The sequence below is a fragment of the Longimicrobium sp. genome (assembly GCF_036399935.1).
In the GTDB taxonomy this organism is placed as follows: Bacteria; Gemmatimonadota; Gemmatimonadetes; order Longimicrobiales; family Longimicrobiaceae; genus Longimicrobium.
Window position 1 is genome coordinate 19,041 of sequence record NZ_DASWMD010000022.1, and the last position, 15,725, is coordinate 34,765.

11 protein-coding genes and 1 riboswitch are annotated in these 15,725 nt (G+C 68.7%); of the genes, 8 read left to right on the forward strand and 3 right to left on the reverse strand.

Features of this window, described 5'->3' with window-relative positions; all coding sequences use genetic code 11:
• The first annotated feature begins 79 nt into the window (after positions 1–79).
• A riboswitch (cyclic di-GMP riboswitch) is annotated at positions 80–172 on the forward strand.
• Positions 173–184: 12 nt separating this feature from the next.
• The 5 genes from VGB24_RS08590 to VGB24_RS08610 all read left to right on the forward strand — a co-directional run bounded on the left by VGB24_RS08590 (position 185) and on the right by VGB24_RS08610 (position 9,231).
• Entirely contained in the window at positions 185–2,389 is a 2,205-nt protein-coding gene (locus tag VGB24_RS08590) for a bifunctional diguanylate cyclase/phosphodiesterase (protein WP_331072533.1), read from the forward strand.
• A gap of 3 nt (positions 2,390–2,392) precedes the next feature.
• Entirely contained in the window at positions 2,393–3,034 is a 642-nt protein-coding gene (locus tag VGB24_RS08595; protein WP_331072534.1) for an HD-GYP domain-containing protein, read from the forward strand.
• Between the two features lie 167 nt (positions 3,035–3,201).
• Positions 3,202–4,641 (forward strand): TolC family protein, encoded by a 1,440-nt coding sequence (locus tag VGB24_RS08600; protein WP_331072535.1) that lies wholly within the window; start codon positions 3,202–3,204, stop codon positions 4,639–4,641.
• A gap of 8 nt (positions 4,642–4,649) precedes the next feature.
• Positions 4,650–5,816 carry an efflux RND transporter periplasmic adaptor subunit gene (locus tag VGB24_RS08605; RefSeq protein WP_331072536.1) on the forward strand — a complete coding sequence of 389 codons (1,167 nt, stop codon included), beginning with the start codon at positions 4,650–4,652 and terminating at the stop codon, positions 5,814–5,816.
• Positions 5,817–6,060: 244 nt separating this feature from the next.
• Positions 6,061–9,231, forward strand: a complete 3,171-nt coding sequence (locus VGB24_RS08610) for an efflux RND transporter permease subunit (protein ID WP_331072537.1) — start codon at positions 6,061–6,063, stop codon at positions 9,229–9,231.
• Positions 9,232–9,333: 102 nt separating this feature from the next.
• On the opposite strand, the gene VGB24_RS08615 is transcribed toward VGB24_RS08610, so the two are convergent.
• The 3 genes from VGB24_RS08615 to VGB24_RS08625 all read right to left on the reverse strand — a co-directional run bounded on the left by VGB24_RS08615 (position 9,334) and on the right by VGB24_RS08625 (position 13,294).
• Complete coding sequence (locus VGB24_RS08615; RefSeq protein ID WP_331072538.1) at positions 9,334–10,206, reverse strand: DNA methyltransferase; 873 nt, start codon at positions 10,204–10,206, stop codon at positions 9,334–9,336.
• On the reverse strand, positions 10,203–12,743 hold the full coding sequence (locus VGB24_RS08620) for a hypothetical protein (RefSeq protein ID WP_331072539.1): 2,541 nt from the start codon (positions 12,741–12,743) through the stop codon (positions 10,203–10,205). The genes VGB24_RS08615 and VGB24_RS08620 overlap by 4 nt, the downstream gene beginning before the upstream one ends.
• Positions 12,744–13,069: 326 nt before the next feature.
• Entirely contained in the window at positions 13,070–13,294 is a 225-nt protein-coding gene (locus tag VGB24_RS08625; RefSeq protein WP_331072540.1) for a hypothetical protein, read from the reverse strand.
• 190 nt (positions 13,295–13,484) lie between these two features.
• Here VGB24_RS08625 and VGB24_RS08630 point away from each other — a divergent pair, with 190 nt between their 5' ends.
• The 3 genes from VGB24_RS08630 to VGB24_RS08640 all read left to right on the forward strand — a co-directional run.
• The gene (locus VGB24_RS08630; protein ID WP_331072541.1) at positions 13,485–13,655 is read left to right on the forward strand and encodes a hypothetical protein; all 171 of its coding nucleotides are present in this window, start codon (positions 13,485–13,487) and stop codon (positions 13,653–13,655) included.
• Positions 13,656–13,825: 170 nt separating this feature from the next.
• Positions 13,826–15,502, forward strand: a complete 1,677-nt coding sequence (locus tag VGB24_RS08635; RefSeq protein WP_331072542.1) for a hypothetical protein — start codon at positions 13,826–13,828, stop codon at positions 15,500–15,502.
• Between the two features lie 71 nt (positions 15,503–15,573).
• Positions 15,574–15,725, forward strand: a 152-nt coding sequence (locus VGB24_RS08640) for a transposase (protein WP_331072544.1), incomplete at its 3' end; no start/stop codon positions are given.

Here is a 15,725-nt window from a genome sequence, read left to right on the forward strand (position 1 = left end):
TTGCGCCGCCTTCAGTGCACCGGCTCAGATTGCCGGAAGTGATGGACCCCGCCTGGCCGTTCTTACCCGCGCCGGGCACCTACGATAACGGCAAACCCGTCGAAAGGCGGGGACGCAAAGCCACGAGGCTACAGCCGCGCTCTCCTGCGGCCATGCCGGTCGGGTTACCGAACAGGTGCTGCCCATGCGCACTCCCCAATCCGTATCCGATGCCGCCTCCGGGCCTGGCGCCGAGACCCTGCGCCGCCTTGCGGCGAACGCCGTCGCCCGGCTGAACCTGGGCGCCGCCGCCGTGCTGCTGGAAGGCGCGGGCCATCCCCCCGTGCACGCGTCCGGCGCCCCGGAGCACCAGCAGGCGCTGTTGGCCGCCATCCTTCACCTGGGCCCGCCGCTGCGCGACGCCCGGAACGCTGGCGAGACCCGCGTCTTCCGCGCGCTCCCCACCGGCGATCCATCGCTCGTCTTCGGGCCCTCGCTCGCCCTCGTTCCGCTCGCCAATCCCGGCGAGGCGCCGGCCGGCTCGCTGGTGGCCCTTCACGTCCGGCCCTGGTCCGCGGGCGAAGTCGCCGCGCTGGAGTGCATGGCCGCCGCGGCCATTGCCGAGATCCGCGTGCAGGCCGCGGACGAGGCGCTGCGCGGGGCCCAGGCCCGGCTGGAGCTGCTGGAACGAGCGCTGGCGGCGGTGGATCGCGGGCTGACCATCACCGACGAGACGGGCGCCATCGTCTATACCAATCCCGCCGAGGCCGACATGCACGGCTACCGGCTGGACGAGATGTACGGCCTTCCCGCCCGCGCGCTGGCGCCGCCTGAGCTGTGGAGCGCGCAGGGCGGCGTGCCCGCCCGCCCCGTGCGCCGCTGGGTGCGCGAGCGGGTGAACGTGCGCCGCGACGGCACCCGCTTTCCCGTGCGCCTCTGGTCCGACGTCGTGGCGGCGGACGACGAGCGGCCGATGGGGCTGGTGACGTGGTGCGAGGACCTGAGCGGACGCGAGGAGCCGCAAGCGCCTTCGAGCGACGTGGACCGCGACACGCTGACGCGCCTGCCCGACCGCGCCGCCTTCCTGCGCGCGCTTCAGCAGGCGTGCGAGGCCAAGGGTCAGCGCGGCGCCGAGTTCGCGGTGCTGTTCGTGGACCTGGACCGCTTCAAGACGGTGAACGACCGCCTGGGCCACGCGGCGGGCGACGCGCTGCTCGCCGTGGTGGGCGAGCGCCTGGCCGCGTCCATCCGGCCCCGCGACATGGTGGCGCGCATCGGCGGCGATGAGTTCGCCGCGCTGCTGCACGGGGTGGAGCGCGAGCAGGATGCCCTGGCCGTGGTGCAGCGCATCCAGCGGCTGCTTGCCGTGCCGGCCACGATCGAAGGCGTGGAGATGTGCTGCTCGGCCAGCATCGGCGTGGCGCTGGGCGCGTGCGCGGAGACGCCGGAGGCGGTGCTGGCGATGGCCGACCGCGCCATGTACCGCGCCAAGACGCTGGGCGCCGGGCACCACGGCTTTTCGGAGCCGGGGGTGATGGCGCACGAGGAGGCCCTGCTGGAGGTGGAGAAGGACCTCCTGCGCGCCATCGACCGCGACGAGCTGATGCTTCACTTCCAACCCATCGTCTGCCTGGCGGACGGGCGGGTGGAGGGGCTGGAGGCGCTGGTGCGGTGGAATCACCCGGAGCGTGGCCTGCTGGGGCCGCAGGCGTTCCTTCCCGTGGCCGAAGAGACGGGAAAGATCGTGGACCTGGACCGCTGGGTGCTGGCGGCGGCGGCACGGCAGCTGAAGGCATGGACGGACCATCCCCTGCTGGGCGCGCTGCCGGTGAGCGTCAACTTCTCGGGCCGCCACGTGGTGCATCCGCGCGCCGTGCAGGACGTGGAAGACGCGCTGGCCCGCTTCGGCGTGGATGCGCGCCGGCTGATGATCGAGGTGACCGAGACCTCGTTCATGGAAGATTTCCAGACCGCCGCGTCCGTGCTGGCGACGCTGCGCGAGCTGGGCGTCCGCATCTGCCTGGACGACTTCGGTACCGGCTACTCGTCGCTGGCCTACCTGCGCCAGTTCGGCTTCGACCGGCTGAAGATCGACCGCTCGTTCGTGCAGCGCATCGGCGACAGCGCGGCGGACCAGGCCATCGTGCGGAGCATCGTGGGGCTGGCCGACGCGCTGGAGCTGGCCGTGACCGCCGAGGGGGTGGAGACGGCGGCTCAGCACGATGCCGTGCACCGGCTGGGGTGCCGCCACGCGCAGGGCTTTCTCTTCGCCCGTCCCATGCCCGTCGACGCGCTGGAAGGATGGCTGGCGGTGCCCCGCCGAGGTGACGGCCCGCACAATGCCTCGTCATCCCCGTGGACGCTGGTCTCCTCTCCGGACCGCGCCGCGTTCCTCCCTGCAGGAGAGTGACACGTGCTGGACTGGATGCGTCATCGGCAGCTGCACGGCCCGCCGCCCCACGGCGTGGGCGACGGCGTAGACCCCGCGGAGCTGGAGGGCCACCTTCACGGCGCCCGGTCCCGGATTTTGGACGCGTTCGAACTGGCGCTGCAGGCGCGCGAGCCGCAGCTGGGGCTGATGGACCACGCCGCGCGGGTGGCGATGGTGGCCGGGCGCATCGCCGCGTCGATGGGCATCGGCGACGGCGACCGCTACATCCTGAACACGGCCGCGCAGCTTCACGAGATGGGGATGCTCTCGCTGCCGGCGGACCTGATCGAGCGCCGCGGCACGCTTTCGCCGCAGGAGCTGCAGTGGGTGCGGGGCCAGGCACGGGTGAGCGCCGACATCGCCCGGGCGGCGTACCATCCCCGCATCGCCCTGCTGATCGAGAACCAGTACCGCGACCACACCGAGCTGCGCCGCGACGGGCTTGCCGAGCGCGACCTGGTGCTGGCCGGCATCTTTCGCGTCGCCGACGTCTTCGCCACCGTCACCTGGCCGCGTCCCTACCAGGCCGCCATGAGCCCGCCCACCCGCTCGCACCTGCTGCAGTCCGGCGCCGGCACCCGCTTCGATCCCCTGGCCGTCCACGCCGCGCTTTCCGCCCTGTAGCGCATCCAACGAATCCGCCGGAACGCGTGTCCTGTTGACGAGGGCCGCGTGCGCCGGGGTTCTATCCACCGTCCTCTGCGGCTAAATTAGCACCGTCCCGGTTCTTCCGGGCCGGTTTCCCTCGCAGACGGCGGGCGCCCCGGCGCCGGCCCGGGTGTACCTCCGTGATGACGAAGTTCCTTGCACGCGCCCCCCGGATGCACGGGGCCGCGTTTCTATTGCTGGCGCTGGCTGCCGCTGAACCGCTTTCCGCGCAGGCCGGCGACACGCTGGACCTGCCGCTGGAGCAGGCGCTGCGCCTGGCCGGGCAGGGCGAAGAGGTGGGCCTGGCCGCGGGCCGGCTGGACGTGGCTTCCGCCGCCGTGGGCAGCGCCCGCGCGGCGCAGCTTCCCGCGCTGCGCCTGAACAGCAACTTCAACCACGTCTTCGAGAACGCGCGCGCGCAGGCCGTGGGGCAGATCTTCAACCAGCCCAACACCTACGGCGCCAACCTGAACCTTTCCGTCCCCCTCTTCCAGGGCGGCCGGGCGGTGCAGGGCATTCGTGCGGCCAGCCGCCAGCGCGAGGCGGCCGCGGCGGACCTGGAGGCGACGCAGACCGACGTGCAGCTGCTGACGCTGCAGGCGTACCTGCGCGCGCAGCTGGCCGAGCGGCTGGTGGCCATCCAGGACACCAACGTGGCGCTGGCCGCGGCGCGGGTGCGGCAGGCGGAGCAGTTCGAGGCGGCGGGCCGCGGCTCGCGCTACGACGTGCTGCGCGCCCGGGTGGAGCGCAGCAACCTGGAGCCGCTGGCCATCCAGGCGCGCGGCGAGCGCGAGCTGGCGCTGCTGGAGCTGCGGCGCATCACCAACCTCCCCGAAGACCGGCCCATCCGCCTGACGACGTCGCTGCAGCCGGAGATGGTGGCCGCCATCGCGGACCGCTCCGCGGGCGCGGCGCTGGTGGACTCGGCGGCGCTGGACGCGCTTCCCGGCGTGCGCGCCGCGCGGCTGCGGGCCCAGGCGTCGGAGGCGCAGGCGCGCGCCGCGCGCTCGGCCCTGCTCCCCACGGTGTCGGTGAACCTGGTGAACGGGTGGCAGGCGTTCCCGCAGGAGTGGACGCTGCCGCTGCGGCCGGGCTCGCTGGAGACGGTGGACTGTCCCGCGGGCAGCGCCCCCGACCGCGTGTGCACCCAGCAGAACGGCGGATGGTTCACGGACCGCTCGCTGCAGCTGGCCGTCAGCTTTCCCCTGTTCGACGGCATGCGCGGCCGCAACGACCTGCGCCAGGCGCGCGCCCTGGCGTCCGTCGCGGACCTGCAGGCGCAGCAGGCGCGAGAGACGGCGAATGCCCAGGCCGCCGCCGCGCGCGCCGAGATGGCCCGCGCGCGCGCCATCTTCGAGGCGGTGCGCCAGACCGTGGCCGAGGCCGAGGAGGCCTTTCGCCTGGCCTCGCTGCGCTACGCCCGCGGGCTGGGGACGCAGCTGGACGTTTCCGACGCGCAGCTGGCGCTGCTGACCGCGCGCACCAACGAGGCGCGCGCCACCTTCGATCTGTACCTGGCGGCGGCCGAGCAGGCGCGCGCGCTGGGCCGGCCCATTCCGTCGCCCTCGGCGACCGCACCGTGATCCCGTCGATGCACTCTGATTCCCTTCGCGGCGCCGCCTGCGTCGCCCTGCTGGCCGTGGCCGCCGCGTGCGGCGGCGAGGCCGGCGCCGAGACCCCCAAGGGTGGGCCGGGCGGCCCCGGCGGCGGGCGCGGCCCCTCCGTCACCCTGGCCGCGACGGACGTGGCCACGCCCCAGCTGATGCCGCTGGAAGACGCCATTCCCGTTACCGGCAACCTGGAGCCGCTGGAACGGGCCGAGGTGCGCGCCCGGCTGGAGGGCAACGTGGTGCAGGTGTACGTGCGCGAGGGGCAGCCCGTGCGCGCCGGCCAGCTGCTGGCCGTGTTCGAGGCGGGCGACCAGGCCGGCAACGCCCGCAGCGCCGACGCCGACGTGGCGGCCGCGCGCAGCGAGCTGGGCACCGCGCAGTGGACGCTGGACCAGAACCGCGAGCTTCACCGCGAGGGCGCCATTCCCGAGCGCGACGTGCGCGTGGCCGAGGGCGCCGTGGCCGCGGCCCGCGCCCGCCTGGCCAGCGCCCAGGCGCGCCGGGGCAGCACCCGCCGCGAGGTGGGCGACACCCGCGTGGTGGCGCCCGTGGGCGGGATCATCGAGCGCAGGACCGTGAACCCGGGCGAGCACGTGACGCGGAACGCCAGCCTGTTCACCCTGGTGCGCGGCGACGTGCTGGAGCTGGCCGCCGCCGTACCCGAGCGCGCCGCCGCCGGCGTGGCCGCGGGGCAGAGCGTGCGGTTTACGGCGGATGGGTCGCAGTTCACCGGCCGCGTGGCGCGCATCAGCCCGTCGGTGGACCCGGGCTCTCGCTCGGTGACCGTGTACGTGCAGGTGCCCAACGCGGAGGGCCGGCTGCGCGCGGGCACCTTCGCCAGCGGGCGCATCGTGTCGCGCGTGGTCGAAGGGGCCATGGTGGTGCCCGCCTCCGCCATCCGCGAGGGGGGCGAGGGCGGTGGACAGGTGGTCTACCGCGTGGTGGACGGCAAGGTGAACGTGGCTCCCGTGACCGTGGGCCTCAAGGACGAGGCGCAGGGGCTGGTGCAGGTGCTCACCGGCCTGTCCGAAGGCGACCGCGTGATCGCCGGCAACGTGGGCGTGCTGGGCGAGGGGATGGCCGTGCGCATGGCGGGCGAGGGCGGGCCGGAAAAGGGCAAGGGCAAGGGCGGCGCCCGCGGCGGCTGACGGACGTGACGCTGACCGGGCCGCGCGCGGTGTCATTCCGAAGGAGGCCCCGGGCGGGTACCGGCGGGCTGATTCGGAGCAGGCGGGCCGACTGAGGAATCCGCCACGATGCAGGCGTGGTGCGCCGTAGCGGAGTGTGTGGCGGATCCCTCGGTCGCTGCGGTCTGTCGTTCAGACGGCGGCTCGATCGTGGCCGCTCCGTCGGGATGACATCCGAAAACCAAGAGACGAAGAGAAGGCCTGGATGTTCCTTTCGGACGTATCCATCAAGCGGCCGGTGTTCGCCACCATGATGATGGTGACGCTGGTGGTGCTGGGCGTCATCGGCTACCAGCGGCTGGCCATCGACGAGTACCCGGACGTCAGCTACCCCGTGGTGGTGGCGCAGACCTCCTACCCCGGCGCCAGCCCCGAGGTGATGGAGCGCGAGGTGTCGCGCCCCATCGAAGAGGCGCTGAACACCGTGCAGGGGATCCAGGAGATCACCAGCACCTCCATGGAGGGCAGCTCGCTCGTGCGCGTGCAGCTTCAGCTGGGCGTGAACGTGATGGAGGCCCAGCAGGAGGTGCAGGCCAAGATCGCCCGCATGCGCCGCCAGCTCCCCGACGACATCGACGACCCGGTGATCATCCGGTTCGATCCCAACGAGCGCGCCATCATGTCCATCGCCGTGCAGAGCGGCGACCGGCCCCTGCGCGAGTTGACGGAGCTGGCGGACGAGGTGATCAGCACCCGCCTGGAGGCCATTCCCGGCGTGGGCGGCGTGAACCTGATCGGCGGGACGGACCGGCAGATCCAGGTGCAGCTGAACCCCGACGCCATGCGGGCCTACGCCATCTCGCCCCCGCAGGTGACGCAGGCGCTGCAGCGCGAAAACCAGGAAGTACCCGCCGGCCGCGTGCGCCGGGGCGACCAGGAGCGGCTGGTGCGCATCACCGGCCGCGTGGAAGACCCGCGCACCTTCCGCGACGTGACCGTGGCCGTGCGCGGCGGCGTTCCCGTGCGCCTGGGCGACGTGGGCACCGTGGTGGACGGCACCGCCGAGGCCCGCAGCGCCAGCTACCTGAACGAGGGGCGCGCGCTTTCCGTCGAGATCCTGAAGATCAGCGGCAGCAACACCGTGGAGGTGGCCGACCGCGTGCGCGCCGAGGTGGATGCCCTGCAGGCGCAGCTGCCGTCCGACGTGAAGATGACGGTGGTGAGCGACGACTCGCGCCGCATCCGCGCATCGCTGGAGTCGGTGCAGCACGAGCTGATCCTGGGCGCCATCCTCTGCATCGCCATCATCTACTTCTTTCTGAACTCCTGGCGCTCGACGATCATCACCGGGCTGGCGCTGCCCATCTCCATCATCTCGGCGTACTTCGGGATGTGGCTGTTCGGCTTCACCATCAACACCATGACGCTGCTGGCGCTGTCGCTGGCCATCGGCCTGCTGATCGACGACGCCATCGTGGTGCGCGAGAACATCGTCCGGCACGTGTCGATGGGGAAGGACCATCACACCGCCGCGCGCGAGGGCACCAGCGAGATCGGGCTGGCCGTGGTCAGCACCACGCTGGCGGTGATCGCGGTGTTCATTCCCGTGGCCTTCATGGGCGGGCAGATCGGCCTGATCTTCTTCCAGTTCGGCGTGGTCGTGGCGTTCGCGGTGCTGGTGTCGCTGTTCGTGTCGTTCACGCTGGACCCCATGCTTTCCAGCGTGTGGCCGGACCCGGAGGCGCAGCACCACGGCGAGGCGCAGCCGCGGGCGCGCAACCCCATCCGCCGCGTGGCGCTGTCGTTCAACGCCTGGTTCGAGCGCGTGGCGGACCGCTATCCCCGCGGGCTGGCCTGGGCGCTGGACCATCGCAAGACCGTGGTGGGCTTCGCCGCGGCGTGCATCGTGGCGTCCATGCTCATCATCCCCTGGCTGGGCTTTACCTGGGTGCCGGATTTCGACGGCGGCGAGTTCAACGTGAACTTCCGCGTGACGCCCGGCTCCCGGCTGGAGTACACCGTGGCGCGCGGGCACGAGCTGGGCGCCGTGCTGCGCAAGATGCCGGAGGTGGACTTCACCTACATGTCCATCGGCGGCGGCTTCCGCGGATCGCCGAACAACGGGCGCATCTTCGTGAGGCTGAAACCGCGGGAGGAGCGGGCGCGGTCGCAGCAGGAGATCCAGGACGACCTGCGCGGGCAGCTCGCGCGGATTCCCGGCGCGCGGGCCAACATCACCGGCACGCCCACCATCTTCGGCGGCTTCCGCCAGCCCATCCAGGTGAACGTGCAGGGGCCGGAGCAGGAGCGGCTGAAGCTGGCGGCCGAGCAGGTGATGGACGTGCTGAGCAACGTGCCCGGCGTGGCCGAGCCCAACAGCAGCCAGGAAGGCGAGATCCCGCAGCTGGACGTGGACGTGGACCGCGAGCAGGCGTGGGCGGCGGGCGTGGGCATAAGCAGCATCGCGCAGACGCTGCAGCCGCTGTTCACCGGGCAGCGCGCCACCCAGTGGGAAGACGAGCAGGGCTACAGCCACGACGTGGTGGTGATCTACCCCGACTCGGTGCGCACCTCGGCGGCCGACGTCTCGGGGATCGTGGTGCCCAGCAGCTCGATGGATGGGGAGAGCGGGCGGCCGGCGATGATTCCGCTGTCGCAGGTGGCCACGGTGCGGCCGGGGATGGGGCCGCAGCAGATCGAGCGGGCGTCGCTGGAGCGGCAGATCTCCATTTCCGCGGGCGTGCTGCCCGGGTTCGCGACGGGCACCGTGGCGGCGGCGGCGCAGGCGGCGCTGGACTCGGCGGGGCTGCCGGCGGGCTACCGCACCGTGTTCCGCGGCGACGTGCAGAGCCTGAACGAAACCAAGGGCTTCGTGCTGGCGGCGCTGGGGATGGCGGTGATCTTCATCTACATCATCCTGGCGTCGCTGTTCGGCTCGTTCCTTCAGCCGCTGGCCATCATGCTGGCGCTGCCGCTTTCGTTCATCGGCGTGGCGCTGGCGCTGCTGGCCACGGGCGGCAACCTGAACGTGTTCACCATGATCGGCATCATCATGCTGATGGGCCTGGTGACCAAGAACGGCATTCTGCTGGTGGACTTCGCCAACCAGCAGCGCGAGGAGGGGATGGGGCGGCGCGAGGCGCTGCTTTCGGCCGGGCGCACGCGCCTGCGGCCCATCATCATGACCACGGTGGCCATGATCTTCGGCATGCTGCCGCTGGCCCTGGCGCTGGGCGAGGGCGCCGAGCAGCGCGCCCCCATGGGCCGCGCCGTCATCGGCGGGCTGATCACGTCCACGCTGCTGACGCTGTTCGTGGTGCCGGTGGTCTACACGCTCCTGGACGACTTCACCAACCGCCTCTTCCGCCGCGGCGCGACGAAGGCGCACCGCGCGCCGGTGTCGGCGCCGCGCCCGGAGCCCATCGCGGCGGACTGAAGAACTTAGGCCTCACGCAGGGGCCCAAAGACGCAGGAGAGAAAAACAAAAGCGGCGCGGCTTCCGGACGGGGGCCGCGCCGCTTGATGTGAGAGGCGACCGTCAAGACTTGCGGAACGTCAGCATGTTCTGGTGGTGGTGGTTAATTTTGTAGGCAAACGGATAGCCGAACGGGAACAGCGGCTTCACAGTCTGCAGCAGGACCGTAGTGCCGCAGAACTCAAAGCCCACATCCGTCATCATCACCACCAAATCAGCCTGTACGCAAACCTCTCTCTTGTCGACGGTGAAATCGCTCATAATGATGGTGCAGTAGCGGCCGTCCACCAATCGATCCCGCACCTTCGCCATGATGCTGCGTAACGCGCGGATGAACTCCGGATAGCTATCACAGTTACCTAAGTCGTTCTCGTGCTCAGTGTAGTACTCCACGCCATCGCGGGCCGCCATCCGGTATTGCTTGCCGGTTTTGCTGCGGAGCCCGTTTCCCGTGTTGCGCAGTATGTTGTGGTACGGCGGCGACGTGACTACGTAGTCCACGGGACCCGCAGCGTCCACCAATTCGGCCGCATCGCCCACCAAGTACTTCCAGCGCCCCTCGTCTGGAGGACCGAGCCGGCGCTCCGCTAACGCTAGATAATCAGGGTTCAGGTCGATACCGATGGACCGGCGGCCCGCACGGCTGGCTGCTAACAACGTGGTGCCGCTTCCCACGAACGGGTCCAGTACTGTCATCCCACGTTTGGTGAACAGGCGGATCAGCTTCTCCACGTCCCGCACCATGAAGGGGGCCGGGTGCTCGTACGCCGGCCTATCATCCGCGCTTGGCTCCGACGTCCAAAAGCTCTGCGTGAGCAGCAGCCACTCCTTCCCCGTTAGGTCGTTGAGCGTGTTCCGCTCGTCATACCTGCCGGGCTTTCCTTGTTCAGAAAGCGGCTTTCGTGGCCGCTTTTTCCTGGGTGCCTGCGTGTTCATCCATCCTCTGGGAGAGTAGAAGCCGCCTTCGCGAACTCGGCCACCGACGGCTTCGCGTGCCGCGCGAGCCGCTCGACGGCGCTGTACGTGAGGTACTGCCATCCGTTCCTGTTGAACTCACGGGAGAACAGCGGGTCGATGGTGGCTCTCAGCTCAGCCTCACGCCCGTCCGGGATCACCATGAACTTGGGTATGTCTGCGGATAGATTCGAACCGCGCTGGATAGCGGACATGAACGCCGTAGAGTTTTCCACCTCGAAGACGCATGCCACGGACTGCGCTGCCACGTCCAGCCACAGGGCGTCTATCCATCGTACGCGCTCCAGCCGCTTCTCATCCAGCGGTAGCCCCGCAGCTGCCAGGTCGCGGATAGTGGCGTGCTCGTGTAACTGCCGTCCGTCCGCACACACGTCCGGTTGCTCGCGCTTGCCTGCGTAAGTTGCGAACCCCGCGCGAGCGCCAATCCCGAGTAGCTTCTGGATGACGGCTGTGTGCTCGGTAGCCAAGCGCTCGACCGCCGGTTTCAGCTTCCACTTGCCAGCGGCGGGAACGGCAAAGCGCTCCAGCACGCCGCGAATGCTACGGGGGTCAGGGGTCAGTCCATTGGGATAGTTCTGAAACAGTCGGCCTAGCACGTCGTCGAACCGCACGGAGATCTTGCGTCGCAAGATACCGAGCACCTCGTCAGCCACGCGATCGGCCAGTGGGCGGTCCGGGTGATTGATATGCTCACGCGGATCGTTGAACCACCAGTAGTCCCCAGCCTTAGTATCCGGGTTCTCTGTCACCTCGAAGATCTTGTTCTTCCCTACATCAGCCTCCAGCACCCGGCGAATCTCGCTCTTGTACTCGTCGGGTTGAAGATACCCCGCCTGCAGCATTTCAGGGATCAGAGCCGCCACAATAAATTCGTATGGTGTCTTTTCCCCGCGGGCCGCAATGGTTTCAATCGCCTTCTGCCTGATGAAATGCTCGAGCCCGGATCGATCGTCAGTGAAGTCGATATCCCGCTTCTTTACGCAGCGAATGTAGAAATCTGCCCCGGACGTGCCGTACGGCATCGACACGTTAGACTCGCCGGACCGGCGGTTGTATTGATGTGTCACCTTGTCAAACCGGAAGCCGGCCGCCCGCACCGCGTTCACGAAGTCGTTCCACTCGCGCAGCTTGGGGTGATGAAAGGTCACTACGAGGTAGCCGTCATCCTTGAGTGCAGTGTGGATCTGCTGAAATGCCTGCTGCAGCCGGCGCCGGTAGGCCGTCCTCGACTCTGGCCCCTTGGCGAGGGTGATCTCAGCGTTGTGATCGGGCGCATAGCGCGTGTCAACGTGCTTGAGCCACACCAGCCACACCAAACTCAAGTCCAAGTACCGCACCAAGCCCGCGTACGGCGGATCGGTGATGACGAAATCCACGGACTGGGGCCGCACGTAATCGCCGAGATCGGCGATGTCCACTGTGCCATAGTTTAGGGTGGCACCCGCTTTTATTTTCTTGTTGGCATTCAGGTTATTCACGGTGATCTTCGGCGGCAGTGATTCGTGCGCGTCCTTCAGCGCGGCAATCACTCCCTGCTTCTCCAGGCAGGAGCGCCGGAAGACCACAAGCGGGTTCTGCTCCATCTCCCGCTGTCGAACCATGTAATCCGCCCGTCCCCAGCTTCCGGAGAAGTCCCGGTTTGCCTTCTTGTTCCGCGGCACCACCATACGCGACGAAAGGTGCAGCGTCTGCACGAACCCGAACAGCAGTTGTATCCGTAGCCCGCTGGACTGCACTTGAAGGATCTCTTGGAAGATGCGCGAAAGCAGGTACAGGTTGCGCCGCGTCCACAGGTTAGCGAACGAGTTCCCGCCGATGTCCGCGATGAACTTGTGCGTGATTATAGGCGATGTGGGAAATCGCTCGGTAGGATACCAATATGGCAGCGCAAGGGTGCCCATCTGCGCTGCACGGGTGTGATCGCCAGCGTCTGCGGGCACGATGAATCGCTGCCTCTTGTCTTGCTTAGTCGGCTTAGGGATCTCCACCGCCTTGTGGACGACGCTGCCGCGCTCCCAGCGATAGTTGTGGATGACGGCCGGTGCCCCGCCGTGCAACGTCAAAAAGTGAGACTGGTACACGGGATCCGCCTCAACTGCGTCGTGAATCCTAGTGAACTCCGTCCGGAATGCTGGCTCGTCGAACGGTGATGCGAACACCTCAAGCACAAACGACGTCAAGGGGTTCAGATCTAACGCGATTGCCTTGCGCCCAGCCTTAATCGCCTCGAACGCAGCCATGGCACTTCCGGCGAACGGGTCCATGATAACACCGCCGATGGGGCAGTATCGTTCGATGAACTGGCGCCAGATGTTGTGCGGCTTCTTTCCCCAGTACTTCATTGCGGTGTACATGGGGGGACGCACCCCTTCCACCAGCGCGTAGTTGATGTGCGCATCGTCCGGTGCGTCCATCGCGACCGCATCTCCGCCCGTGCCCGCGCCCCCGACGGCCGGTAGCGCGATCTGGGCAGGATCGTTCCCACGTTTCTTAACCATATGGTTTTCCTGGTGGCGGTATCCGCAACCTGTTCGTGAGCGGAGCGGCGGTTCAGCCCCGCACGGTGAGGATCTCGCCTCTTACGTCGAGCCATGCGGGCCGGCGGTCTCATTCCGCATCCAGACTCCCGCCGTTCACCACGGGAGGACCGGTGCGGCGCGGCCAAGGTTAGCGCTCCTGGCAGCTGAGGGTCAAGCCCGCGGATGCTCTCCACCAAGTCGAAGAGCACCGCGCCCGCAGCCTCTCAAGCCTGACGGATTGGTCATGCGCTCTGCTGCCGCCCCCGCACATGCACGCATCCCGCAGTCATAATGAACCAGAGGGATTACGCCCGGCTCACCTCGAACGCAAAATCGGCGAGTTCCCTGCTGCGTTCCCGCGCAAGCCGCGCTAGCACCGCCTGCCAGCCGGCCGGCGGGTTGCGGTAGCTAGACGAGGACGGGTCCATCCGCGCCTGCCGGATCGTCTGGATCGATACACCGGCTGCTTCCGCGATCTCTGCGTGGGTGATGCACCCGCCCACACGATCGGTAGCCGCTTTGAAGTCCATCTTTGTCGATGTTAGGGTTGACGGAACGCAATCTGTCTATTATCATATAGACAGCAGGGCGAAAAGCAAGGCTGCCGGTATCCCCGCAAGAGATAGCCCGACAGCCTTACCGCGAACCGACCCGAAGGCCGCCCGCTCACCAAGAGTAGCCCTGCCGGGCGCCGAGGGTCAAGCCCAATGGAGGTGCACGATGCCCAGGTTGCCCGCCGCAGCACCCGCGGACCCGAAGCCGAGCGGATTCGTGATCGCGAAGTACGATGGCAGCCGCTACTGGATGGTGGTCGACCCCGAAGGGAAGCTGGTCTGCGTGACCGTGTACAAGCGGGGCGCGGTGGAGGTGGTGCGGCGGCTTGCCGCGTAGGCATGTGAGCTCTAACGTGAGCGGCGCGGCTCCTGGACGGGGCCGCGCCGCTTCGTTGTGCTAGGCCTCGGATGAGCCCTGGAAACGCTCGCGCACACTATGGCGCGTTCCGTACTCTGGGCGTATCTATGGAGGAAGTTCACTCCGGGCGATTCCACGAGGCAAGCCGCATGGGCGCGGACAAGGCGCGCAAAGCCAAACCAAGGGTGATCCCGCCGCTACCGGTGTGGCCCCGGCAGGAATCCGCCGTCCTGGATGAGGTGCCAGAGCCTGCGATCGCCGTTGAACTCTGGCTCTACCTGCGTCACCTGCGCGACTGGGTAGACGTTCGAAATCGCGGCAGGACCGAACTGTTCGTTTCGGCACCAACCCACCAGGTCCGCAGGCGGAGGGGTGAAGCACTCGCCCAAGCGGGGGCGCTCGAGCCCGCGATCGCAACCTTCCACGAACTCTCGGATGCCCCCGCGCGCCTACCCCCGGAGCGGCTGGTTTCAGCGTGCATCGAGGTAGCGGACTGGGCCGAGAAGCGCGGGTATGCAGTCACCGCCTCACAATTCGCAGCGGCTGCAACCCGGCTTGCTCCGGACAGCCCGCGGGCGGCCAACGTCGCGGCAGTCGTTCACCGCAGACTGGGAGAGTGGGCCAGCGCCGAGCTCTACTACCTTCGCGCGGCGAGGTACGCGCGGCGGCAGAAGAATGCCGTTGAGTACGTGTCCGCACACATCGGGATGGCGGCGCTGGCGAACTCGCGAGGGCGGTACAAGGCGGCGCGGCGGCACCTGGAGAGGGCCAGCATCGAGGCTAGGCGCAGCGGGAGCACGTGGCTGGCTGGCCACGCCCAGCACGACTTGATGTTGATGCTCACCGAGCGGCGCGACTACGGCCAGGCGGAGCTCGCGGCCGCGCGAGCCGTCACGATGTACCCGGCAAGTGACCCACGAGTACCCTTTCTCGCCGCCGACTTTGCGTTCCTGCTGCTGGCCCAAGGTGCGCACGCGGACGCGCTCCCGCTCCTGCAGCGTTTTCTGGGGGTCGTCGAGACACCGGCGGAGCAGGTGATCGGCTTGAGCCTGCTCGCCCGTGCATATGCGGGCGCGGGATGCCGGGATGAGTCGAGGAGTGCGCGCCGGGCGGTCCCCGATCTGATCCAGGTATTCCCGCAGAACGCGCCCGCCGCGCTTTTCCACATGGCCGAGGCGTGCCGGGCAGAAGGCTCGTGGAAGGAGGCCGAGCAGCTGGTTACATCGGCGCGTGAGCTGGCGGTGAGCGGCGGGCACATTGCCATCGTGGAACACGCCGACGATCTCGCGGCGCAGATCGCCGTCCGGCACGTTCCCCCCGTCCTCAGTGCGGATGAGGCGGTCAACGCACGGCGCTCGGTGACGAAGGCGGAGATGTACGGCCGGCTTGCGGAGCGGGTATGTGCACCCGCCGCAGCGCCTGCGGAACTGCTCGGGCTTGCGCGCATTTGGGTCGATACTGGGCGAGCGGCGGATGCCGTCCGGCCGGTCCGGCGTGTGCTCGACCACTTGGAGGGCCTGCCGGAGGCGGAGCGCGTCGGCGCGTGGGCCCTGGTGTCTCGTGTTCTCGCGGCGGACGAGGAAAGCCGGGATGTTGCGCGGGAGGCGTGGAACCGGGCGTACGTGTTGATTGCGCGTGCGGCCCCGGCTGCGGCCGTTCCCGCCGCCATCGACCTTGCGCATGCGGCTACCCTGCTGGGCGACGAGCGGCAATCAGCGACGGTGCAGGCGATCGCGCTCGGCGTCGGTCCCGCGCACGACTACGTCCGCGTACGCACCGTCCTCGCCGAGATCGGCATCGAATCGACGAAGCTCACAGGCGCCTGACACCCTGAGAGGGTGTTGAGATAACCGAACAAAGTACGAACATGCACAAGTAGACGGTGTATGCGGCTGGCATGACTAGCCACAGATATCCGACAGACTTGACCGATTCGCAGTGGGAGCTGCTGCGCCCGCTCATCGAGAAGCCGAAATCACGAGGCGGGCGGCCGCGCACCCATCCGCTCCGGGAGATCGTCAACGGGCTCTTCTACGTGCTCCGGGGAGG